Source organism: Lachnotalea sp. AF33-28 (genome assembly GCF_003477885.1).
In the GTDB taxonomy this organism is placed as follows: domain Bacteria; phylum Bacillota; class Clostridia; order Lachnospirales; family Lachnospiraceae; genus AF33-28.
On record NZ_QUEE01000001.1, the window covers coordinates 350,744 to 374,687 of the forward strand.

Below are 23,944 nucleotides of genomic sequence, written 5' to 3' on the forward strand. Positions count from 1 at the left end.
GTACCGGGCGGGGATTCACTGCCCTTGTACCCAAAGAATAAACTTGTTGATTAAGCATAAATGGTAATCATGGCAACATCGTTTACCTTCAGCCCGGCAGCAACCTGAACCTGACCATCTTCATAGACGAAGGACAGTGCCTCTTCTACCATGGCTGTCTTTTTCCTGATATCCTTTACCTCTGCTGCATTGGGAAACTGCGGAGATCCCATCTTCTCCCACAGAGCCAGAGGATTACAGTGGGTATCATCAATGCGCTGGATGGTTACTCTGGATGGAACCTTCTCAAACTCTACAGCGATCTCCACATTCTCTGCCAGAGCATCAGAATCCTTTACCTTCTGACGGGTCACAACCACCTGTACATCCTTGTCCTTTTTGAAGGCAGCGATGCCGATATCATTGAGGATCATATCTGTTCCGTCTTCATTTTTCAGCACATAACGGTCATCTCCAGCCTGACGCAGCATCTTAAAGGCATAAAATGCAGGCTTGGGAATTCCACTCTTGGTCAGAAGACCGTAGCAGCCACAGAACTCTTCCGGGAACATGCCCTTATCTGTATAAAGGTCAGTCAGGAAAAAAAACATGGAGCCTGTTACACTCTTTTCAATTGCCAGCGCATTTTTAATGGCATAGGCAGCCACCTTTTTGGTATCGTTGGTATAAGAAGTATTAAAGGCATTGATATTCCACTCGGTGTAATACAGAGGTAGTCCTTCTGACTGCCGGCAGGCCACAGCCGCATTATAAGAGAACAAATTCAGTACACTGTCCTCATCCTCTGAAGGATCTCCCATCCATGCCCGGTAACCCTCCAATGGCGTTCCGATCGGAATGGTTCCCAACAGGTCATTCATCTTCTGATTTTTCTCTTCCACAATGAGTTGAGCTTCCTTTTGGCGCTCCAGTTCGGTTTTGATGTTCTTCATACGTATAACATCTTCTTCCTCGGTTGTTCCTTCCACGCCGCCCAAAGGATCGCCTGCATACTGATGAGTACTGATAAAATCTACCGGCACATCATGCTCTTTACAATATTTCACAAAGGTACCAATCCACTTGCTGTTGGAAGTAACCGGTCCACCTATCTTCAGCTCCGAATCAAAGCCCTTGATGGCACGGGCAGTCGCTTCATAGAAGTGGAAATAATCCTCCTGGGTTCCAGAAAACATGGGAATCGGAAGATCCGGCTCATTCCAGAACTCAAAAAACCAGGTCCGAACCTCTTCTTTTCCATAGCGGTGATACAGGAATTCAAAATAGGATACTACATATTCACACCAATCCTCCATACTTTCCGGCATACACGCATATTCCCCAAACATATTGGGCAAAGCCCCTTTGAAAGCCAAGGCTTTCGGTATTCTCCCCAGAATAACAACCGGCTTTACTCCCACACGCAAAATGCAGTCATATGCCTCTCCACACAGGCGGAAGGTTCGGGTAACAAACTTTCTGGCATTGGGAATATCATACAGATCGGACAGAGAAAAAATCGTCTGCGTCCGACTGTCTGTAAAAGTTCCGCCCAACCGAACGTAATCTGCGCCGATTTCATCCTTGTAATATTTCAGTTGCTCCAGAAAATCCGTCTTCATGGCAGCGATGGGATTTGCAGCGCCAATACCAAATTCCCAGTGTCGGTTCAGTTTCTCAGTTGCTGTGTTTTTTTTAATGGAATACTTCATACTCAACATCCTCGTATAAACTCTTTGGCAAAGTTTTATACATTTCCTTTCTTAATTTTTTGTAGATGTATGGACAACACCAGAAGCCGCATAAATACGGCATCTCTACTTCTTTTGCAGACCGTGCGCCCTTTTTAGGGCGCACCTATCCCTTAACAGCCCCCAAGGTAATTCCCTTTACAATGTTCTTCTGCAGGAAGGGATACATAACTAGAATTGGCAAAAGCCCCACAACCGCCATGGCCATACGCACGGAAACTGTCGGCATCTCCGACAGAGCCTCTGCCGAAGAATTCATATCAAAATCTTGCTGCGCCAATGCCTGGATGTTCTGATTCAAAACATTAAGCAGGGTTTGGATGCCGTACAGATCCCGCCGTTTGCTAAGATAGACATAACCGTTATTCCAGTCATTCCAATAACCGGTTGCCACAAAGAGCATAATGGTGGCGATGATGGGCTTGGCCAGAGGAAGGGCGATCCTCAAAAATATATTGAAGCGTCCGGCCCCATCAACGGTGGCTGCCTCCATAAGCTCTTCTGGAACACTGTTCTGGAAATAATTTTTGATCAAAAGTATGTACATGGCATTCATCAGAAGATTAGGGAGCAACAGCGCCAAGAAGGTATCTCTGATGTGAAATACATTTACATAATTTACATAGGTAGGTACCAGGCCGCCGTTAAACAGCATGGTAAAAAATACATAAAAGATCAGAGGCCCTTTCAGTGTCAGTCCCGGTCTAGAAATGGCGTATGCCAACGGCAGGGAAAGACAGAGAGAAACCGTGGTTCCCACCATCACCAGAACAATGGATATCCCATAGGAGCGGAAAATCGATTCCTTCGAGTTAAAAATATATTCGTAAGCGTCCAAGCTAAACTTCCTTGGAAATACATTATAGCCACACTGTATCAGCGTCAGGTTGTCAGTCAATGAAGAGCCAATCAGTATAAACAGCGGCAGCAAGATGCATACGGTAATAATAAACATAACAATATGTCCAATAATCTGTATCGTTCTATCCTTATTCATCCCTTATCTCCTAAAACAGTGCGTTATCCCTATCAATCTTTCTAACAATGAGGTTCGCTGTCAAAACCAGAATAAAGCCAACAATGGACTGATACATTCCAGCTGCAGCAGAACGTGTGATGGTTCCAAGCTCAATCAAACCGCGATATACATACGTATCGATGGTATTGGTTACCGGGAACAGGGCACCGGAGTTCATGGGCACCTGATAGAATAAGCCGAAATCCGAGTTGAAGATTCGACCGACAGCCAGAAGCACCAGCATAATAATGGTAGGTTTCAAAAGCGGAAGCGTGATCTTTGTGATTTGCTGCCAGCTGTTGGCTCCATCTATTACTGCCGCCTCGTAGTAGCTGTCATCAATGCTGACAATAGAGGACAAATAGAGAATCGCCTGATAGCCGATGCTCTTCCATACATTTACGATTACCAGTATAAACGGCCAATATTGCTTCTCCGTATACCAGGAAATCGCTTCCTTTCCCGATGCTGTCAGCATAGAATTGATCAGGCCATGTTCCACGCCCAAAAAGGAAAATACGAGATAACTGATAATTACACTGGAAATCATATGGGGTAACAGCATTACAATCTGATAGATGTTCCGAACTCTTTTCGCCCTTAAGCGAGACAGCAAAATTGCCGCTGATATTCCAAAGACAGTATTCAACGTAATAAATACCAGATTGTATAGCACGGTATTTCTCGTAATCACAAATGCATCGTTGGTCATAAACAGGTATTTAAAATTATCAAAGCCTGCCCATGGCGATCTCCAGATACCGTCCTTTGCATTGTAGTTCTTAAATGCAAGCACCAGGCCGGGAAGCGGCATATAATTGTTGATAAACAGATATGTAAGTCCCGGAAGCGCCATCAGATAATAGACAATCTCTTTCCTTAGCCTCTTGATTCTTTTATTCATAGTGAAAATCCCATTCTATTCTTTTGATTCAGGCATGGAACAGCTTAACTGCCCCATGCCTGCAGAACCTTTCAATCGTTTCAGGGTAGTATCGTTCGTAAAAGTTACTTTCCATTAGCTGCCGCCCACTCATCCAGCTGTCTTTGCTTTTCTTCCATGTACTTATCTAATCCGGCCTTTTCCAGCTTTTTTACCAGTTCGGGAGTAACCTCATCCGGATCTACAAAGCCCAGCATCAACTGCATTTTGTATTCCTGCCATACATTGGTCAGAGCAATATACTCATTCTGAACACCGGAATTGTCAAATAAGAATCCTGATGCCGCAGACTTAACAGCTGCTTCATTCATCTGCTCATACTGCTCCCAAAGATTTGCCGACTGTACAGACAGAACACCTGCGATCATCTGATTCGGCATTTCCCACTCAACATTCATATCATATGCCGGAGCATCTACAAGCTCCAGTCTTCCATCCTCTGTAAGGTTATACTCCACACCTTCTTCACCCCAGCATAGCAGTCTGCTTAATTCTGCATCTGTAAAGAGTGCATTGAGAACCTGCATCGCTGCTACCGGATCCTCGGTCTTGGAGGAAATGCCCCAAGGCATATCATTAATCGAATCAGAAGCCGAATAGTAATCCTCCATCTGGAACAGCACGCTGGGGCCTCCGCCTGTGCTTGCTGCCTGTCCGGGCTTGGAGTTACTCATACCGCATACGATCTCAAATGCATCAATACGGGTAGATGCAGCTGTTTCATTTGTCAGGGAATCTGCGGAAATGTAGCCATCCAAATTCAATTGACGCACCCACCTTAAATACTCCAGCCATTTCTCATTAGTAAAGAGATTCTCTACCTTCAGTTCGCCGGTTTCATAATCGAGGATTCCAAAGGGATCTCCGCCTAAAAGGTCAACGGGAACCATATGATCTTCCGCTGCAGTAGAAGGAGAAATAATACCCTTGTCCGGATAAGCCGCCTTAAATAGCGCCAGTACCTCTGTCATCCCTTCATAATCCGTAAAAACGGTATCATCTAGGATGAAACGTCCTTCTGCTTTGGCCTTTTTCTGCGAATCTTTAATTGCGGTTTCATAATCATATCCAATGGCATCCAGGCGCTCTTTTCTGATAAATACACCACCCAATCCGTTTGCCATTTCCTTCATATTGGGGATCGCATACAGAGTTCCATCAACTCGACAGGTCTCGATGGCATCCATGCCAACCGTTTCGATGATGCCTGCTCCATAGTTTTCCAGTAGCCCGTCCGCCTCCAGATCATAGAAATAACCATTGCCAATACAATTGCTAAGACCAATCAGGCTGGTGGACATCAGGTCCGGAGCATCTTCGGATGCAAAGCCTAACTGTATCTGCTGTGCATAGTTGCCCAGCTCATAATTCATAACCTCCAACTTAATGCCCAGGGTCTCCTCCAGATGAGCGCTCATCAATGCATTTACACGCTCTGCTCCCTCTGTCGGACCGGTAAAGCTGAAAAATGCCATGCTAATGGTTGGCATTTCTCCAGACTCTTTTCTGGCCTGGATCGCTGCTTCCGCATGAGACAGGGCACCTTCTTCTGCTACCTTTGTCTCCTCAGAATCAACCGAGGACTCTGTTGTCGATGTGCTTTCCTCTTTCTTTGCACCACAGCCCGCCAGACTTACCAGCATGGTCATTGCCAGTACTACACAAAGTAACCTTTTCTTCATTTGCTACGCCTCCTTTTTTAGTAGTGCTTTGATACATTCTCAAACATATCTCATGTTTTTATTATAATTTTGATTCCTTTTCCAAACAATGTACTTTTCTTATGGCAAACTGTACATTTCTTAGCTTTTGTTACCATCTGTGTATAAAGAGCAACACGGAACCCTGTACACCTCCGGTAATGCTGCACTTTGCTCCCTGCGCAGAACGGATCATGGCAGAAGTATCAGAGTTTTTATACCATATGGAGGAGCTGTCAAGAGAGGCGATCTTCGTGGACGGAACAGAGATAGAAGCATGTCAAGAAACTGTATATCTGCGGAAACCGGAATCTCTGCTTCACCTCTCACCGCTTTCACAAAGCGAGATTATGGAACAACCTGCAGAGACACCATTCAGTCTGGATCTAGCCCTTTTGTCCAAACGCCAGAAAGACCACACCATGCTGGATACACCAGAGATTTTCCAGCGAATCCATCTGGGGGGAATGCCTGCTCTGGTTACCGGTACCTATGCTAACACCGGTGTCTTCTATTCCAGTTACATTGACACTTATATGGAGCGGGATGTACGGCGGCTTTCCAATGACATTGACAGTTTAAAGTTTCTGCGGTTTCTGCGTTCCGCTGCCGCCAGAGCTTCCCAGCAGGTTAACTACAAAGGTATTGCCGACGATGCGGAGATTGACCAGACCACAGCCAAAAACTGGCTCCATGACCTGGAGGCGCTGGGTATCATCTTCCTGCTGGAACCTTATTCCAACAACGTGCTCAAGCGTACCGTCTCCACACCCAAGCTCTATTTTTATGACTCCGGCCTTGTTTGCTATCTGACCCGCTGGAGCAGCCCGGAAACTGCCATGGAGGGTGCTATGAGCGGTACTTTGCTGGAGAATTATGTGGTTGCGGAGATTATCAAGACTTACCAGAATGCTGGGCAGGAACCGTTCCTGTATTATTACCGGGATAAGGATGTCAGAGAAATCGACTTGATTTTAGAGCGGGACGGAAAGCTGTTCCCAATCGAGATCAAGAAAATGGCTTCACCACCCCAAAAGCTGACGAAGGTATTCGACCTGATTGATAAATACCCGTTACAACGCAGCACCAGCGCCATCCTGTGTATGGCGGATCAACTGGGGGCTTTCGACAAGGACAATCTAATTGTGCCCATCTTTCTCATTTGAACAAAGAAACTTGCAGGAATATTCGGAGTTGGAACTGGAAAATACACAGAAATAAAAATTACCCCGGACCGTCCGCCATGCAGGCCGGGGGCCGGGGTAAATACGATTGTCTTTGATTATTTTACTACAACGGAGTCCATCACGATATCATAAACCATTCCCTGAAGGATGGTCTTGCGCAGATAGTCTGCTCCGAAATAAGCCTCGATTTCTTCCTGTGAAGCGTTGTTGTTGATCTCGGATATTTCCTTGATCCTGTCAGTGTAAGCCTGATCGCTCACTTCCATGTTCTCCGCCTCGGTGATGGCAAGCATCAGCATCTCATCGCGGAAGTTCTCCTCCAGCAGCACGTCGAACTCTTCTTCCGACATATTGTATACCGCAGTCAGTATATCTGAAAGCGCCATCCCGTACTGGGCCGCATAGGCGGTCAGCGTCTCCTTCTCACCGTTTACATAAGTATCCTTAGCGGATGGATATCCGTTTACGGCAGCGTTATTAACCACCATGGTCCAGGCTGCCTGCCACTTCTTTCCGTCAATTAATTCCTGCTTTACGGATTCACGGTATGCATCGGCGGTATCGAAATTAAAATTCTGCTTCGCCACTTCATCCGTTAGCTCCGTAGCCTGTACCTTAATGGAGTTGACTGTAACGTTAAATACCACAGCCTGCCCCGCCAGATCCGGGTTATTGGAATAAGTCTCGGGGAAGGACAGGTTCAGTTCCAGCTTGTCTCCTATGTTCGCACCGATCAGACCGTCCTCAAATCCTTCGATAAACTGGCCTGAACCGATGGTCAGATCCTGTCCGGCAGCCGTACCGCCTTCAAAAGCAACGCCGTCCTTCAGACCTTCATAATCTATGTTGACGGTATCCCCTTCTGCAACAGGTCTATCCGTTACATCCACATAAGCTGTCGATATATTTTCAGTGATCTTTGTGTTCACTTCATCATCCGTAACCTCCACATCAGCGGCAGCCACTTCCAGATCCTTATATTGGCCGAGTTTCACATAGTCGGACGCCACATAGGTTTCCGCCTCAGTGGAACCTTCCGTTCCCGCTTCACTGCCGTCGGTACCGGCCTCGCTGCCGTCTTCAGTCCCTGCCGCAGAACCGGCCTCTGTGGTCTGTGTTTCCTTTGAGCCGTCCTTGTCATTGCCGGAACAGCCGGTCATTACCAGGGCCAGGCAGAGCACCATGGCCGCTATCATGTTTAATTTCTTCATTCTTTGATTCCTTTCTGAAAAACACAGTCAGTACGCAATGCCCAACCGATTGTTTTTCCACAAATTCGCTGCTTTGCAGGCGTTTTATCAACAAACGCCTTTCTATATTAACACAACCGCGGACAAAACAAAAGTGTTTTCTGCGTTCTCACAGAATTTTCGTTTACTGTCCGGACTGATATTATTGATTACCAGCGCGCAGGCCAGGGAGTAACCGTAAGAAAATTGTTATAAATACTACATGCATTTTTCACCGTTTTGCTTTAAAATACCTTACATAACTATTGTAAGGGGAGTGTCAAATGTTTGTAAAATCCTGGAAGAGAATACTTTGTGCCTTCAGTATTGGCGTGCTGGGAGGGACATTGTGTGCTGTGACGGCGGCAGGGGAAGGAATATCTGCACTGCTTATTCCCTGTATACTGCTGACGGCAGGGATGGCGGTCCTTGTACCGCTTAACATAAAGTTTAATGAGATCTTTAGTTCCGTTATTTTTGTTCTGACCCCGTTTTTTACGTTTTACCTAATGGAAAGTCTGACCCACGATGTGTGGACTATGGATTTGACGGCGCAGATCGTGAATCTGCTGTTTTTCTATCTGATCTTCCTGGGACTGCTCATGGTATTCGGCAAGGTCAGCACAGCGCTCATTACGGGCAATACAGCCCTGGCCTTCATCGGCATCGCAAACTACTACGTGCAGCTGTTTCGCGGGAATCCGATCCTGCCCTGGGATCTGCAGTCCATCGGCACGGCTATGAGCGTGACCAATAATTATACATTTGAAGTAAATTACCGCGTGCTGATCATAGTGCTGCTTTTTCTGCTGATCAATGCCACAGCGTCAAAGTGCCGTGCCGGCATAAAGCGGGTTCCGTTCCGCCTTGCGGGTGCGTTTGCCTGTATGCTGCTGATCTTCGGGGGCAGCAAGCTGCTGCATAATGAGACCGTCACCGATGCCCTGCTGCCCGGAGGCACCCTTTTTACTCAATGGGCCACTTACCGGGACAACGGCTTTCTGGTCAGCTTTATGGTGAATCTAAAGTATATGGATATCTCGGAACCGGCCGGCTATGATGTGGAATCCGTCGTGGAAACAGTGGCACAATATGCCGACCTGCCCGAGGAAACTTACGTTACCACACCGCTTGAAAAACCAAGAAAAAATCCGAACATCATCGTCATCATGAACGAGGCCTTCTCCGACCTGTCTGTGATCCATGAGTTCGGAGTAACAAAAGATTACATGCCTTTTATCCGCTCTTTAAGCGGCCGCGAAAACACTGTCAACGGGAACCTCTTTGTCTCCGTAGTGGGCGGCAACACCGCCAACACGGAGTTTGAATTTCTAACCGGCAGCACCATGGCGTTTCTCCCTGCGGGCAGCGTCCCATACCAGCAGTATATAAGCGATGAACTTCCGAACCTGACCTCCATACTGAAAGAACAGGGCTACCTGACCACTGCCATCCACCCCTTTTCCTCAAGCGGCTGGAGCCGGAACAGCGTCTATCCTCTGCTGAAATTCGATTATACTTATTTTAAGAACTCGTTTCGCAATCCGGAGTATATCCGGCAGTACATCAGCGACCGCTCGTCTTTTCAGAAGATCATCGATCAGTATGAACGGAAAAATGCGGATGAAAGCGTCTTTATATTCAACGTAACCATGCAGAACCACGGCGGCTATTCTCTGGAATATGACAACTTCCGGTCTACGGTGCATCTGACCGATATAGAAAACCGCCCCGGCACCGAACAGTATCTCTCCCTGATCCTGGAATCGGACCGGGCCTTCCAGTCACTGGTGGAGTATTTCGCGGCAGAGGAAGAGGAGACCGTCATCCTGATGTTCGGCGATCATCAGCCCACTGACTATGTCGCCAACTGCATCGTGGATCTCACCGGCAAGACCATGGATGAAATGACACTGGAAGAACAGCAGACGCGCTACACCGTTCCCTTCATGCTCTGGGCCAACTATGATATCGAGGAAGGCTATTATGACAGGATCAGCGCCAACTACCTAAGCACCGTCCTAATGGACGCCGCCGGCCTGCAGAAATCCGACTACCAGAGTTTCCTCTCCGGTCTTAAGGAAACGCTTCCGGTCATCACCGCTAACTGTGTCGCAGACGCCGACGGCAGCTTTTATTCCATGGATGAAGCTGAAGAACTGTACCCTGAGCTGATTCAGGAGTACCGGGTTCTCCAATACAACCTGCTCTTTGACAGCAAAAACCGCCGCGATGAGGTTTTCACTCTGACAAAGTAACCTCTTCCCGTAACCTACAGCCCGTTCACCACATTGACAGGGCTTCCGGCCAAAAATGCTTTCAGATTATCCGCGGCAATCTGCATCAGTCTCTCCCTGGACTCCTTCGGCGCCCAGGCGATATGCGGCGTAATGATGATATTGGGCGCATGTAGCAGCGGATTGTCCGCTTTGATCGGTTCAGATGAGACCACATCCACAGCGGCGCCTCCCACCTTTCCACTCACCAGCGCGTCCTTAAGATCCTCCTCCACAATCAGGGGACCTCTTGCATCATTGATAATCAAGACGCCGTCCTTCATCCTGCTTATGGACTCCCGGTTGATGATGCCTTCCGTGTCAGGAAACAGCGGGCAGTGCAGAGTGATCACATCCGACTGTGCCAGAAGCTCATCCAGATCGGCATAACGGTACCACTCCTCTTCCTCTTCTTTATGACCGGCATTATACGCCAGGATTTTCATCCCCATAGCGGCTGCGATCCTGGCCGCAGCGCGGCCGATCCGCCCAAAGCCGATCACTCCCATGGTCTTTTTGTCCAGCTCTGTCAGAGGATAATTCCAATAGCACCAGTCCGGGCTGGCCGTCCAATCCCCGTTTTTCACACTGCGCGCATGTTCACCCACATGGTGGCAGAGCTCCAGCAGCAGAGCGATCGTATACTGTGCCACTGAAGCGGTTCCATAGGACGGTATATTGCTCACAGGAATGCCCGCCCTGGCCGCCGCGGCAACATCCACCACATTATAGCCGGTTGCCAGCACGCCTATAAACTTCAGATTTTTACACTGCTTCATAATATCTTCTGACAGAACCGTCTTATTTGTATACAGGATGTCCGCACAGCAGGCCCTTTCAACCGTCAGTTCTGCAGGCGTTCTGTCATAAACTGTGAGTTCCCCCAGCCTTTCGAATTCTTTCCAGCTAAGATCTCCCGGGTTTTCCGTATATCCGTCCAGCACCACAATCTTCATTTTGTTCACCTCAATCCTCCAGCAGAGCCCATGCCCTGTTGATCACTCTCTTGGAATTAGTAAGAATCAGATCCGCATCCTCATTCCCCCAGGGCTTAACCTCCAGGGACAGCACATAGGGTTCCTCCGAACAGAAAAAGCCTTCACGCTTCAGCACGCGGAAGAAATCCAGCAGCTCTCCGGTATCATTCGCGCTCCCCGGGAAGCCGAATCTTGGATGCTGATCGCCATATGCCTCAAGGCCTTTCTGCACAACCGCATTGCCGATATGCAGATGCCTGATGTACGGCCGCAGCGTCCGGATCACAAATTCACTCTTCTCATAGGTAAGAGGAAAATGGGATAAATCCACCAGCAGTCCGAAATTGGGGCAGCTGCAGCGCACGTCCGCCGCAAATCTGGCGGCCAGCGGCGCCGGCCCGATCAGAGCGGCCTTGTCGATATCATAGTCAAACACTTCCAGGTTGACGCCCATGCCCTTTGTCTCTGCGTACCGGCACAAATTAACCGTTGTCTTAAGCAGCTGTTCATAGGCTTCCTCCTTAGCTTCTTCCTCCCATTTACCCGCGAGAAATGCCACGGCCTTAGCCCCGAGATACTCCGCTTCATCCACCGCTTCAAGCAATGTCTTCTCCGCAGCCTGTCTCTTTTCTTCCGACAGGTCATTGGGATTTAATCCGGTGGATAAAAGCCGCGGCTGCGCGCCGTAACACACCTTTATATGGGACTGTTCCATCATATCCCTGGCTTCTTTGCGGTCCGCATCATCAGCTATCTGTGTAACCTCCACGGCATCAAAAAATTCATCGGCGCAAATCTTACGCAGAGCGTCCTTCTGGCTGTAATTCTGGGGAGGATAGCTCATCCACAAAATCGTGCCTATCTTAAAATACTTATGTATGGATTCCTTCATAATCTGACCGTTCTCCTTTCTCATGTCACCAGCCGCAGGCTGATGACCTACGCACACTTCAGTGTGCTTCCTCATTCTCATGTCACCAGCCGAAGGCTGATGACCTACGCACACCTCAGTGTGCTTCCTCATTGTTTCTCATTGTAATTCCAGGACCACCGCATCCCTTCCTCCTACGGATACCTCAATCTCATTTTTGTCCGCAGACAGGATCCGCCCTCCGGCCCAGTAAATGCGGCCGGGCAGTCCGCCGTCTCTTAGTGAGATACAGACCTTTTTCTCCTCACGGCCGGGATTGACAACCCAGAGGACGCGCCGTGTTCCATCCAGATGGAGGCGGGCTTGAATCACATGATCCGATACCCGTATCGGAAGACTTACGCCGAGATATTTCAGCAGCCTGCCGTAAAATGTGTGGTTATCCTCTCCACCAAGGGAAATGGCCGCGCCCACAAGGACGGCCGTCCCCTCTCCGCAGCGATTCCGCGCAGCAATGACTGCGTCCCCGTACCGTGCAAGCTCCCCGGCCCCCTTTAGCTCGTAGGTTTGTATGAATCCGCCGCCCCGCACTTCTTCCCCCAGCAGATCGAACCGGACATTGACCGCCAGATCCGGCATGAACTGCGCATTTCTCTGTCGGACTCCGAACAGCGCCTCCAATTCAGGGACAGGCTGTACAGCATTGGCATGCATATACTCTGTAAAAAAGCCGGGACAGGATTCCGCGATCAGGGTACCGCCCTCCTTAACCCATGCCGCCAGCCGCTTTGCATGTTCCTCTGACAGCGCCAAAGGAAACGGAAAATACAGTATGTGCGCCTTTTCGATGTCATCGATATGCACGAAATCCGCCTGTATGCCCTGGGAGTAAAACCCTTCGTACGCGCCGTACAGCGCCGCAGGATACATATGCTCCTCTCCGGACTGGGACAGCAGAAAGGAGGCCGTCTCACATTCCGGCACAAACAGGATATGTATGTCCCCGCAGGCCGGATGCGCCCGCCACAAATCTTTCTGTTCCGGGCGGTTAGCCCATACAGCGATCTTGGAGGCCATTTCCGAGCGCTCAGTCCTTCCTCCATCCATGTCATAGGGAGCAAAAGCGCCAAACAGCGGCCCGTCCAGCAGCGGACGGAAACGGGTATACAATATGCCTCTGCCGCCGCAGGCCATCAGGATCAGATTCCACAGCCTGATATCCTCCTTTTCCGGCACCCTGCCGTCTGAAGCCGCCCGTCCTTTAAGCTGTGGCTGCATCCAGAGAGGGCCGCCCTGTGCTTCGGTATGCCAGAACGGAGTATCCCCCGACGCGCTGCGCAGCAGGTCAAATGCGGCAAAATTTCTCCACGGTTCGTTTCCTTTTCTGCATGGCACCCAGGTCAGGCCGTATATGTCGGCCTTTTTAGCGGCGGCCCAGTGGTCGCTCGCCTGCTCCGAATAATAGGCAAAGCAGTCTGACATCCCATGGGCGGTGATCTTCGCGCTACGGTCAGCTGAACGGATGCGGTCTATCTTCCATTGGATGTTTTCATACAGCCTGTCATGGCGGAACTGCAGCCAGTCCACGCTGTCAGGGAAGAAGCCCGGTTTGACCGGCGGATAGATCTCGTCAAAGTCCGTCAGGCTGTACACATGCCAGTTTTTATTAACCGCATCTACGGTTTTGTATTTTCTCCTAAGCCAGTTCCTGTATTCCCTTACGGTATCTTCGCAGAAACAGGTGTCCGTCCTCTGATAGCACTCATTATGGATATCATATCCGTACAGCATGGGGTGTCCGCCGTACCGGCGCGCCGCGGCCTCCAGGAAGGCTCCCGCCATGGCCCTGGCCGCCGGTTTATCCAGGCAGAACCCGGTGGGAAAACCGCCCACTGCGGAATTACCGGCCATCTGCGGATATAGTATATTCCCCCTGCCGGCCTCCTGTAAAAGCTCCGGATAGCGGGCTGCAGCCCAGGCCGGCACTGAAACCGTGATCTCCGCCAGCACGATCTGTATGCCATATTTTTCAGCCAGTTCAAACTGCCTGTCATAATCCGACCAATCGTATACGCCGGGAGCGGTCTCCACCGCGCTCCAGATCAGCCAGTGCCTGAACAGGTTATATCCGTCCTTTGCGGCGCGCATGTAGTCCCGTTCCCAGTCCTCCTGCGGCGGGGTGCTCTTCCGGAAATAAACCGCCCCATACGGAAACTGCAGTTCATTTTTTGCCGTCATATACTGTCTCCTTTTCGATTCTGCTGCTACCAGCCGGCCGGCAGATATGCCTTCGTATCCCTTATCATCTCTTTCAGCATCTCTCTGCCCTGTTCGGCTGATATTTTAGATCCTGTATTAGGATCCCGCATCAGAGCGGCCAGAGCGGCCTCAAAATCCGTCTCCAGCGCGGCCCTCACAATCAGGCTGTGATTCTTAGCGTGCGGCAGAACCAATTTTCTTACGCTCTCCGGCAGCGGCCCGGCCATAATGGGATAGATGCAGTCTTTGTCCAGCACCGCATTTACTTCCACCACCGCTTCTTTCGGCAGGTTCGGAATCACAAGGCTCTCATTGGGGATATTCACATTTGATATAAAACGTCCCAGGCCGCATAGGGCTTTAATGATGCCTACCCCTTCCTCCTTTGACGGCAGGAGTTCCACCTGTTCCTTTCCCGCTGCCAGTTTCTCCCCTTTCTCCATCCGTTCCATCTGAACCTGCTTCCGGCTTGCTACCGTGGTGAGGCCAAACTGCCAGTCCTGCACAGTTTCGGGATCTTTCAAATATTCTGTGCCGGGCATAAATTCCGCCAGATGGCGGTCCCCCGCGGCTGCAATGATGCCGAATCTGCGAAACAGATCCATCTTGACACACTGCCCTCCCTTTATATGCTCCTTCTGCCAGAAGCCCTCTTCCTTCACAAGTCCGGTATCATAATACTCGCGGATGAATCTCTCATACAGAGGAAACAGATCCGTTCCCAGGCATTGCGCCCTGTCAAGCCAGGTAAAATGGTTGATCCCCATCACATTGACATTTATATCTCTTCTGACCGCATCCTGACTGCCACCATACTTTTTATAAATTTCCAGAAGCAGGTTCTGTGTTCCGAATACTTCATGACAGCACCCCAGAGCCTTAATCTCCGGAAAAACATGATACAGCGTTTTCACACACACGGACATGGGATTCGTATAGCTGATCACCCACGTATCCTTCGCCCATCTGCGGACTGCCTGCGCAATGTCCCGGTACATCGGCACGGTTCGCAGCGCGCGCACAATCCCCCCGGGCCCGACCGTATCCCCCACCGACTGATAGATGCCGTATTTCTCCGGCAGATGAACATCCGTCTCCATCTCATCCAGCGTTCCCGGCAGTATGGATACGATGGTAAAATCCGCGCCTGTCAATGCCTCTTTTAGGGTATCCGCCGTATGATACCTCCATTTGCCCGGTGTGTTTCTTTCTTCCAGAGAATTTCCGATGGCCTCATTTTTCGCGGCTGCGGCTCTGTCTATATCATATAGCCATACATCGCCGGACAACGCCGGTTCAAGCGCCAGGTCCGCCATCAGTTTCCAGGCCCAGGCACGGGAACCGCCGCCAATATATGCGATCTTGATTCCCATGGCTTTGCGATCACTGTACTCCATATATTTATTTGCTCCTTTCAAATGCTACCAGCCAATGGCTGATCCCGTCATTCGATGTCTGTCAGTTCTTTGGCGCCATGCTCATCATCCTGACAATAGCAATTATAATACATTGTAAAATAATAATCTTGTATTAAATATTCCACTAATACAGAATTTTTTATACTTTCGAGCACTGTTTGAGCGTAAATATAGTTTTAATTTGATACCGTGCTGCCGGCCGGGCCATGGCGGAATGCGGCGGCACATCTATTAAACAGCACCGCAGAGGCTTTGCACGGATCCGTGCAAATGCCTCTGCGGTTCACTTTTAACATTTATTTGTTATAATACTCTGACCCATTCTCTCCGTCAGCTGTTTTTTATCTTCCAACACCTGCCTGCGGAAACGCAGAGGAGTGGTGTGGGCATATTTTTTAAATACCCGTTCAAAATAAGAGACATTTTCATAACCCAGCATCTCAGATATCGCCGTCACATTAGGTTCCGGCGTCGACAGCAGCTGCTTCGCCTTCATAATCCGGCGGATGTTCAGATATTCATTGACTGTAAAGCCTGTCACTTCTTTAAATATGCGGCTCAGATAGGATTTGCTGATAAAAAACCGGCCGGCGATTTCCTCCAGCGACCCTGCGCTGCGGTAGTTTTCGCTGATGTAATCCGCAATCTCCTGTACTTTCAGGTATTTCTCCGTCTGCAGCATGGCCGGCACGGGATACGGGTCGTTCTGGCGCAGGCACCTCGCCGCGTAGATCAGCAGCTCCATCAGGCGCATTCCTGACATCAGGCGGCAGCCCTCCTGCCCCTCCCGGATCTCACGCACCATATCATAGATCAGTTTTTCCACATATTTCTGCTGGTCCATGTCGAGCCGAATCACTCCGCTGTGCTCGGCAAAAAACTCTTCCAGCGAGAAATCGGGATTTGTAAACACCAGATCTGACTGCTTGCTGTTTAGCTGGATCAGAATTCTGTCATGATAGGAACTGCCCGCCACAGGGCTGGTTTTATGCACCTGATTCTTATTTATAAACACCAGGGATCCGTTCCGCACAAGGTGGGTGCTGTGATCGATAAAATAATACCGCTCGCCCTCCAGCAGATAATAGATTTCATATTCCTCATGGAAATGCCTGGATGCCATATTATATTCATAATCTCGGATCACCCGGCTGATTGTTATGCCCCCCGACCGCTCCTCAAATACGGTAGTCTTCATCGCTTTCCCCCGGCTGTCACCTGTCCGTGAACATTCCCCTTAAATAGTCCACAATATCTCCGGCCGCCTTTCCTTCTTCATCCACAGTGATTTCAGCATACTTCTCATACAGCGGAACTCTTTCATTATAAAGGTCCTTAAGGGTCATGCCTTCTTTTAACACTACCCCCCGGTCCACCAGGTTTCCCAGGCGTTCCTCCAGTTCTTCATAGCTGATCTTAAGATATACCACCGTGCTGATGCTGCTTAAATGGTCCATGGCTTCTGCATAATAAATTACGCTGCCGCCGGGAGCAATAACAGCCTTTTTCGCTTCGAGCTCACTGTTCACCCGGTTTTCGATCTCCATGAATCCGTCCAGCCCCTCTTCTGCGATAATGTCCTTTAGCAGGCGCTGTTCCTTCTCCTGTATCAGAAGATCCGAATCCACGAAGGAATAACCCAGCCTTTTAGCCAGAAGCACCCCTACCGTGCTTTTGCCGGAACCCGGCATTCCGATCAGTGTGATATTATCCGCGTTCATCATTTATGTCTTCCTCCTATTGCCGCAGTACCGTCATGAGACTCTTGTTTGATTATATCAGAAATCCCATATAAATCATACTATATTTTTTCAGATCCTTATTGCTGCAGGACCATCATAAGAGCCGGCACCAACTGTTTTTTTCGGGACACCACTCCCTCTAAATAGGCGCTGTTATCGGATACCTCTGCCTGCGCAAATGCCTCGGAAAGCAGCTGCTTCGCATTACCCCCGTCAAAAATCAGCTTCGTGGATTCATCCAGTATGCTGGTCAGCATAAAAAATACCATATCCGCCTTATGTCTCTGCCGGGCTTCCTTAAGATAAGGGGTCAGGCGCTGTTCAATCTGGAAAAGCTCATCCGTATTCATGGAGTTGATCTGGCCGATCCCCAGCGTCACGCTGCCCACGGTAAACTCCTTATAATCCTGATAGAAAATTTCTTTTTCCGATTTGGACAGCAGGTTGCTTCCTGCGGAAAACATTTCCTTCGCCAGGACCTTGGTATCCACGCCCGCAGTCTTCGCCAGATCCTCTGCAGCCTGCCGGTCCACCTCCGTACAGGTGGGCGAGCGGTACAGCAGGGTATCGGATATGATTGCGCAGCAGAGAAGGCCGGCGATCTCATTTTCTATGGGGATGCCCGCCTCCCGGTACATCTGATAGACAATGGTAGCCGTGCAGCCTAATGGCTGGTTCCGGAAAAATACCGGGGACATCGTCTCGATGGTGCCAAGGCGGTGATGATCGATGATCTCGAGGATTTCCGCGTTCTCTATGCCGTCCACCGCCTGGCCGCGCTCATTATGATCCACCAGGATCACTTGTTTTCTTTTCATGCCCAGCAGATTCCGGCGTGAGATCATGCCCCGGTAGCTTCCGTTGTCATCCAGGATCGGGAAATCACGGTGCCGCTTGCTGGCCATAACTTCCCGAATATCTTCCACGAAGTCATCCATGCTGAATGTGATCAGCTGATCCGTCTTCATGAAATGCCGGATCGGCATGCTCTGGTTGATCAGGCGCGCCACCGTGTAAGTATCAAACGGAGAGCTGATCACCGTGCACTTATGCTCCTCCGCCAGCTTTTTGATCGTCATGGAGACGGCTGCTCCCTCGCATACGATGATGCAGGCAGCATTCATCTCTATGGCACAGAGCTGGGATTCATAGCGGTTGCCCAGTATGACCAGATCCCCCTTTTCGATATAACTTTCCATCAGATCCGGATTGGCTGCCGCAATCAGCACCTTTCCTTTATCAAAGCAACCCTTTGTGCTGCCCACCACCAGGTTTCCGTCAATCGTTTCCACGATGTTGGCATAGGGTGTCTTTGCCACTGACAAAATCCTGCTGTCATATACATCCATATAGGAATTGGCGATATCGCCAATGGTAATCAGGCCCTCCAGCACATGATTTTTGACGATGGGCAGCGTGACTACATTGTTGTCCTTCATATTGCTCCAGGCCTTTTTCAGCGATATGCTGCTGTTTACGCCTTTCGTTTCCCGGATCTCAATGTCTTTCACCTGTGTGCCTACGTCCTGAATATACTCCGGCGCCTCCACCCCAAAACGGTCCAGGACAAACTGTGTCTCCTGATTTACCTGGCCTGCCCTCCTGGGCTCATAATTCTGCCCGGTAAGCAGATGTTTCAGTCTGGCGTAGGCGATAGCAGAGCAGATAGAATCCGTATCCGGATTCTTATGCCCGATCACAATGGTCTTTCTCTGCGCTAAAGTTGCCATATATTTCTCCTCTCTCGACTTTTTCGCCAATTCACTTTTCCCCTATTCTACTCCCCCATGTGCAGATATTCCATACCCTATGCACATTTCATTTACATATTCAACAGATTAAACAATTTCCAGCCACATGTTACACTTTATTTACTGTTTGTTCATATTTTATTCACACATTGTTGTTATGCTATTTGTATAGAAACAAGTGATAAACATGGTTGTTTTCGTCAAAGTGCATATAGATTTTTCATAATTGTCCCGGGGCGCAAGTCCCGGGAACTCCTCATTTATGGGGATAAATTATGGAGATAAATCCCGAATCAACAAAAGCGTATTGCAACACGGAATCCTAATTTACCCGTTTTTTACGGGAACATTCCTTCTGCAATACGCTTTTTTGCGCCACTCTACATTCAGCCTTCCGCTTCCTCTGTCTCTTCCGTCAAAATCCCGGCCAAATCCGGCAGCACCATTTCGGTTCTCGTATAATCCGGAAGGGACGCCAGGTATTTCTGATACTGATTGTAGGCGGTCACTCCGACACCTGTGCCGATCCCTCCGACTACGGCCACAAGAAGCACCCATAAGGCGATCTTAGTCAGCATTTTCTTCTTTTTCTCTTTTGCAAGAATCTCTTTGCGGCGGGCTTTTTCCTCTTTATATTTTTCTACTTTTTCTACGCTCATGATCTCTCTTTCCTTCCATCAATAGTACCTGCGCGGCAGCGTTCGTACAGGCTGCAACCATATAAAGATATTTTATACTGAATTCGTTTTTTTCGCAAGGATTTCTTTCCATTATACAAAGTTCAGCGCATGTTACAGTTCAGGGGCCGATAAAGCAGCGCATCACGCGTTGCCCGCAAACTGCATATTGTAAAGCCTGCTGTATAATCCACCCGCGGCCAGCAGTTCCTCATGGCTTCCGGATTCCTCTATGCCCTTTTCCGTCAGCACCAGGATTCGCTCAGCGTTGCGGATCGTAGACAGCCGGTGGGCAATCACAAATGTGGTACGGTTGCTCGCCAGTCTCTCCAGAGATTCCTGCACCACCTGCTCACTCTCATTATCAAGCGCCGAAGTGGCCTCATCGAAAATTAATACCGGCGGATTTTTCAGAAATACCCTGGCCAGTGACAGGCGCTGTTTCTGGCCCCCGGACAGTTTTACCCCGCGCTGCCCGATATCGGTCAAATAGCCGTCGGGAAGGCTCATGATGAACTCATGGGCATTCGCGTTTTTCGCGGCCTCAATCACTTCCTGCTCGGTGGCTTCCGGCTTACCGTAGCGGATATTATCCATAACCGTTCCGGTAAAAAGGTATACGTCCTGCTGCACGATCCCAATGTTGCGGCGCAGATCCTTAAGCTTCATGTCGCGCACATCGATGCCGTCAATCTTCACATTGCCGCCGCTCACCTCATAGAATCTGGGAATCAAACTGCACAGGGTGGTTTTTCCCGCGCCGGAAGGTCCCACAAGGGCTACATAATCTCCGGCTCCCACCTTCAGGCTTAGGTGATCCAGCACATTTTCAGCAGTGTCCTTGTAATGAAAAGATACGTTTTCAAAGCTGATCTCACCTTTCAGCCCCGATACAGCCAGAGCACCCGGCTTGTCCGCTATATCCGGCTCCACCGCCAGCACTTCCAGAAACCGCTCAAAACCGCTCATGCCGTTCTGGAACTGCTCGGTAAAGTTGATCAGCTTGCGGATGGGCTCCGTAAAGTTATTGATATAGAGCAGAAAGGTAACCAGATCCGTAACCTGTATGATGTTCTTTGTCATCATCACAGCGCCCGATACGATGACCACAATTGTAATCAGCGTGATGAATGCGCCGAGCCCTGCGTGAAACAGTCCCATATAATAATAGCTGTTGTTCTTGCTCTCAAGGAAACGCTGGTTGCCCTGGTCAAATTTGTCCATCTCCATCTCTTCATTGCTGAAGGATTTCACGACGCGGATGCCGGATAAGCTGTCCTCGATCTGCGCATTGATATCCGCGATTCTGGCGCGGTTCCTTTTAAATGCCAGCTTCATTTTCTTATTGAAATACAGCGCATAAATCAGCATGAACGGAACCAGTGCAAAAGCCGCCAGCGCCAGCATCGGATTGACCGTCAGCAGTATGACGAAGGATCCGATGAACTTGATCAGGGAGATCACGATGTCCTCCGGCCCGTGGTGAAACAGCTCGCTGATTTCAAACAGGTCATTGGTAACCCTGGACATCATCTGCCCTACCTTCTGATCGTCGTAATAGGCAAAGGAGAGCTTCTGATAGTGCCCGAATATTTCATGGCGCATATCCCGTTCCATGCGCGCGCCCATCATATGTCCTGCATGGGCTATGTAATAATTGCAATAGCATTCCAGCAGCACCATGCCTACCATGAGCGCAGCCAGCTGCAGGATGCGGCTCATGGCCTGCGCGGTTTCAAAATAGATCACCGTATTGGTGATATAACGGATGATCAGGGGAATAATGAGTGTGATAACGGCTCCCAGGCAGGCAAAAAACATGTCTGCCAGGAAAGCCTTCACATAAGGTCTGTAATAGGATATAAACTTCTTCCACTTCATGTCAAAATAAGCCTCTCTAGTTCATTTCTGCAGCCATTGCCGCGATCTCTTTCATTCGTTCGGGAACCTTAAGGCTCTGCGGGCACTGGCTCATGCACGCGCCGCACTCCACGCAGCGATCCGCCCGCTCTGACTCCGGCAGTTCCTCATAGGCCCGTTTAAAGCCGTTTTTATTCTTGGAAATGGCATAATCGTTATAAATCTTAAAAATCTTCGGTATATTGACGCCGGCGGGGCAGTCCATACAGTAACGGCAGCCGGTGCAGGGAATCGTTTTGTTCTTTTTGAATTTTTCCAGCGCTGCATCAATAACTCCCCGCTGTTCATCCGTAAGAGGCTCAAACTCGCTGGCTGTATGCACATTATCGATCACCTGATCCATGTTTGACATGCCGCTTAGCACCGTCAGCACCCTGGGCAGAGACATGGCAAAGCGCAGCGCCCAGGACGCCACGGAGTGCTCCGGCTCCGCATCCTTGAATACCTGATCGGCCTCCTCACACAGGGATGCCAGCATACCGCCTCTGACCGGTTCCATGATGACGGCCTGCAGCCCCTTCCCTGCGATAAGCTCATACTGACGCTTAGCATCCTGCAGTTCCCAGTCCAGATAGTTCAACTGGATCTGCACAAAATCCCACTGATAGCGGTTTAACAGCTCCTCAAGCACATCCGGCGTATCGTGGAAGGAAAATCCCAGATGACGGATCTTCCCCTCTTCCTTAAGGCGGCAGAGTGCAGGCATCACCTCATATTTTTCCAGCCAGTCCATACGCTCTCTGTTCATAGCATGGCACAGATAAAAATCAAAATAATCCACCTGACACTTTTTCAGCTGTTCATTGAAGGTATCCAGAACATCCTCTTTCTTCTGCAACTTCCACATCGGAAGCTTTGTAGCGAGCTTAAAAGAATCTCTGGGATACTTTTTCAGCGCCTCTCCGATCACCAGCTCCGACTGGCCCCCATGATAAGGGAACGCCGTGTCGAAATAATTGACCCCGTTATTATAAGCGTAGTCGATAATTTCACAGGCTCTGGGAATATCGATTTCCTCCTTATCGGGAGTTACTTTAGGAAACCTCATGCATCCAAGTCCCAACAATGACACCTTTTCTTCGTTTTTATTAAATTCGCGGTATTTCATCCCTTTTCATCCTCTCTCTTTCCTAAACGATAATAATAGAAGGGGATGGCCTCTGCAGACATGGTGTCCGCAGAGCCAGCCCCCGGTTTCACTTATATTACGTCAACATGCAGCCGTTTACAACACTAGTCTGGCAGCGCCGTACATGCCCGCGTCATTGCCCAGAGACGCCAGAGCCACTTCCGCCTGCGGATCAGATACATATATATATCCTGCGTACAAACGCTTCAGCATATCAGTCAGATAAACGCCCGCTTTGGATACGCCTCCTCCTATGATAAATACCTCCGGGTCCGTGATATGGCTGGCAAAGGACATCACCAGCGCCAGATAACGCATGGACCCCTCCACGGATTCAGCTGCCAGAGCATCTCCATCCTTGGCCGCATCCAGCACATCCTTGCAGGTGAACCCGTCCATGTCCCGCAGCACCGACGGCCGATCGGACTTGGCCAGCGCGCGTTGTGCCTGTTTTACGATACCGGTGGCCGAAGCATACTGCTCCAGGCATCCGTGATTTCCGCAGTTGCAGGCGTCGGGCTCATGAGGGTTTACCGTGATATGTCCTACCTCGCCACCCATACCGAAAGAGCCGGCAATCATCCGGCCGTCCACTACCACGCCTCCGCCCACTCCTGTGCCCAGCGTAAAGAATACGGCGTTCTTGTAACCGGCTCCGCCGCCCTTCCACAGCTCACCCAGCGCGGCAACATTGGCGTCGTTGCCCGCCTTAACCGGTATGCCGCCCAGCATCTCTGAAAGCGTTTTTTCCGGGTAAAAGGGCTCAAACCACCCCAGGTTTACACACTTCGTAAGTTTCCCGTCATTTCCCACCGGCCCGGGCACACCGACGCCCACACCGATAATATCCTCCTTATCGATCCCCTTATCCTTCAGCTTTTTCAGGATGGACTCCGCAATATCGGAAAGGATATGGCTTCCCGCATCTTCCTTCCTGGTTGGGATCTCCCATTTATCCTCTACCTGCCCTTCCCTGTCCAAAAGCCCAAATTTCGTCGTTGTACCGCCCAGATCCACTCCAATACACTTTGTTCCCATGAGACCGCTCTCCTTTTCTGAAATCGCTGCATGCGTATTCGTATATAAATACTTTACACGCTTTTGGAGATTTTGGCAA

At 49.7% G+C, this 23,944-nt stretch carries 18 protein-coding genes; 2 read left to right on the forward strand and 16 right to left on the reverse strand.

The window, feature by feature from the left end; all coding sequences use genetic code 11:
- Positions 1 to 50 precede the first annotated feature (50 nt).
- The 4 genes from DWZ56_RS01450 to DWZ56_RS01465 form a co-directional block, all read right to left on the reverse strand.
- The gene (locus tag DWZ56_RS01450; RefSeq protein ID WP_158584393.1) at positions 51 to 1,691 is read right to left on the reverse strand and encodes a GH39 family glycosyl hydrolase; all 1,641 of its coding nucleotides are present in this window, start codon (positions 1,689 to 1,691) and stop codon (positions 51 to 53) included.
- A 145-nt stretch (positions 1,692 to 1,836) separates the two neighbouring features.
- A complete protein-coding gene (locus DWZ56_RS01455; protein WP_118554598.1) occupies positions 1,837 to 2,727 on the reverse strand; it encodes a carbohydrate ABC transporter permease in 891 nt (296 codons plus the stop codon).
- Between the two features lie 10 nt (positions 2,728 to 2,737).
- The gene (locus DWZ56_RS01460) at positions 2,738 to 3,652 is read right to left on the reverse strand and encodes an ABC transporter permease (protein ID WP_176927325.1); all 915 of its coding nucleotides are present in this window, start codon (positions 3,650 to 3,652) and stop codon (positions 2,738 to 2,740) included.
- A 104-nt stretch (positions 3,653 to 3,756) separates the two neighbouring features.
- A complete protein-coding gene (locus tag DWZ56_RS01465; RefSeq protein ID WP_118554599.1) occupies positions 3,757 to 5,373 on the reverse strand; it encodes an ABC transporter substrate-binding protein in 1,617 nt (538 codons plus the stop codon).
- 272 nt (positions 5,374 to 5,645) lie between these two features.
- On the opposite strand from DWZ56_RS01465, the gene DWZ56_RS01470 reads away from it, so the two are divergent.
- Entirely contained in the window at positions 5,646 to 6,557 is a 912-nt protein-coding gene (locus DWZ56_RS01470; protein WP_442911435.1) for an ATP-binding protein, read from the forward strand.
- A 116-nt stretch (positions 6,558 to 6,673) separates the two neighbouring features.
- Here DWZ56_RS01470 and DWZ56_RS01475 read toward each other — a convergent pair whose 3' ends face one another.
- On the reverse strand, positions 6,674 to 7,789 hold the full coding sequence (locus tag DWZ56_RS01475) for an FKBP-type peptidyl-prolyl cis-trans isomerase (protein ID WP_118554600.1): 1,116 nt from the start codon (positions 7,787 to 7,789) through the stop codon (positions 6,674 to 6,676).
- 302 nt (positions 7,790 to 8,091) lie between these two features.
- Between DWZ56_RS01475 and DWZ56_RS01480 the strand changes: the two genes are divergently transcribed.
- Positions 8,092 to 10,065, forward strand: a complete 1,974-nt coding sequence (locus DWZ56_RS01480; RefSeq protein WP_118554601.1) for an LTA synthase family protein — start codon at positions 8,092 to 8,094, stop codon at positions 10,063 to 10,065.
- A gap of 14 nt (positions 10,066 to 10,079) precedes the next feature.
- Here DWZ56_RS01480 and DWZ56_RS01485 read toward each other — a convergent pair whose 3' ends face one another.
- The 11 genes from DWZ56_RS01485 to DWZ56_RS01535 form a co-directional block, all read right to left on the reverse strand.
- A complete protein-coding gene (locus tag DWZ56_RS01485; RefSeq protein ID WP_118554783.1) occupies positions 10,080 to 11,039 on the reverse strand; it encodes a D-2-hydroxyacid dehydrogenase in 960 nt (319 codons plus the stop codon).
- Positions 11,040 to 11,049: 10 nt separating this feature from the next.
- Positions 11,050 to 11,952 (reverse strand): sugar phosphate isomerase/epimerase family protein, encoded by a 903-nt coding sequence (locus DWZ56_RS01490; RefSeq protein ID WP_118554602.1) that lies wholly within the window; start codon positions 11,950 to 11,952, stop codon positions 11,050 to 11,052.
- A 138-nt stretch (positions 11,953 to 12,090) separates the two neighbouring features.
- Positions 12,091 to 14,169, reverse strand: coding sequence for a beta-galactosidase (locus DWZ56_RS01495; protein ID WP_118554603.1), 2,079 nt, complete (start codon positions 14,167 to 14,169; stop codon positions 12,091 to 12,093).
- Positions 14,170 to 14,195: 26 nt separating this feature from the next.
- A complete protein-coding gene (locus DWZ56_RS01500; protein ID WP_118554604.1) occupies positions 14,196 to 15,587 on the reverse strand; it encodes a family 4 glycosyl hydrolase in 1,392 nt (463 codons plus the stop codon).
- A 310-nt stretch (positions 15,588 to 15,897) separates the two neighbouring features.
- Positions 15,898 to 16,806, reverse strand: coding sequence for an AraC family transcriptional regulator (locus tag DWZ56_RS01505; protein ID WP_118554605.1), 909 nt, complete (start codon positions 16,804 to 16,806; stop codon positions 15,898 to 15,900).
- A gap of 16 nt (positions 16,807 to 16,822) precedes the next feature.
- Positions 16,823 to 17,332: a shikimate kinase gene (locus DWZ56_RS01510; protein WP_243095011.1), complete on the reverse strand. Its 510-nt coding sequence runs from the start codon at positions 17,330 to 17,332 to the stop codon at positions 16,823 to 16,825.
- A gap of 95 nt (positions 17,333 to 17,427) precedes the next feature.
- Positions 17,428 to 19,080, reverse strand: coding sequence for a putative manganese-dependent inorganic diphosphatase (locus tag DWZ56_RS01515; protein WP_118554606.1), 1,653 nt, complete (start codon positions 19,078 to 19,080; stop codon positions 17,428 to 17,430).
- A 407-nt stretch (positions 19,081 to 19,487) separates the two neighbouring features.
- Positions 19,488 to 19,760 (reverse strand): hypothetical protein, encoded by a 273-nt coding sequence (locus DWZ56_RS01520; protein ID WP_118554607.1) that lies wholly within the window; start codon positions 19,758 to 19,760, stop codon positions 19,488 to 19,490.
- Positions 19,761 to 19,922: 162 nt separating this feature from the next.
- On the reverse strand, positions 19,923 to 21,659 hold the full coding sequence (locus DWZ56_RS01525) for an ABC transporter ATP-binding protein (RefSeq protein ID WP_118554608.1): 1,737 nt from the start codon (positions 21,657 to 21,659) through the stop codon (positions 19,923 to 19,925).
- A 16-nt stretch (positions 21,660 to 21,675) separates the two neighbouring features.
- The gene (locus DWZ56_RS01530) at positions 21,676 to 22,806 is read right to left on the reverse strand and encodes an aldo/keto reductase (RefSeq protein ID WP_199679534.1); all 1,131 of its coding nucleotides are present in this window, start codon (positions 22,804 to 22,806) and stop codon (positions 21,676 to 21,678) included.
- A 117-nt stretch (positions 22,807 to 22,923) separates the two neighbouring features.
- Entirely contained in the window at positions 22,924 to 23,865 is a 942-nt protein-coding gene (locus tag DWZ56_RS01535) for an ROK family glucokinase (protein ID WP_118554609.1), read from the reverse strand.
- Positions 23,866 to 23,944: the final 79 nt, after the last annotated feature.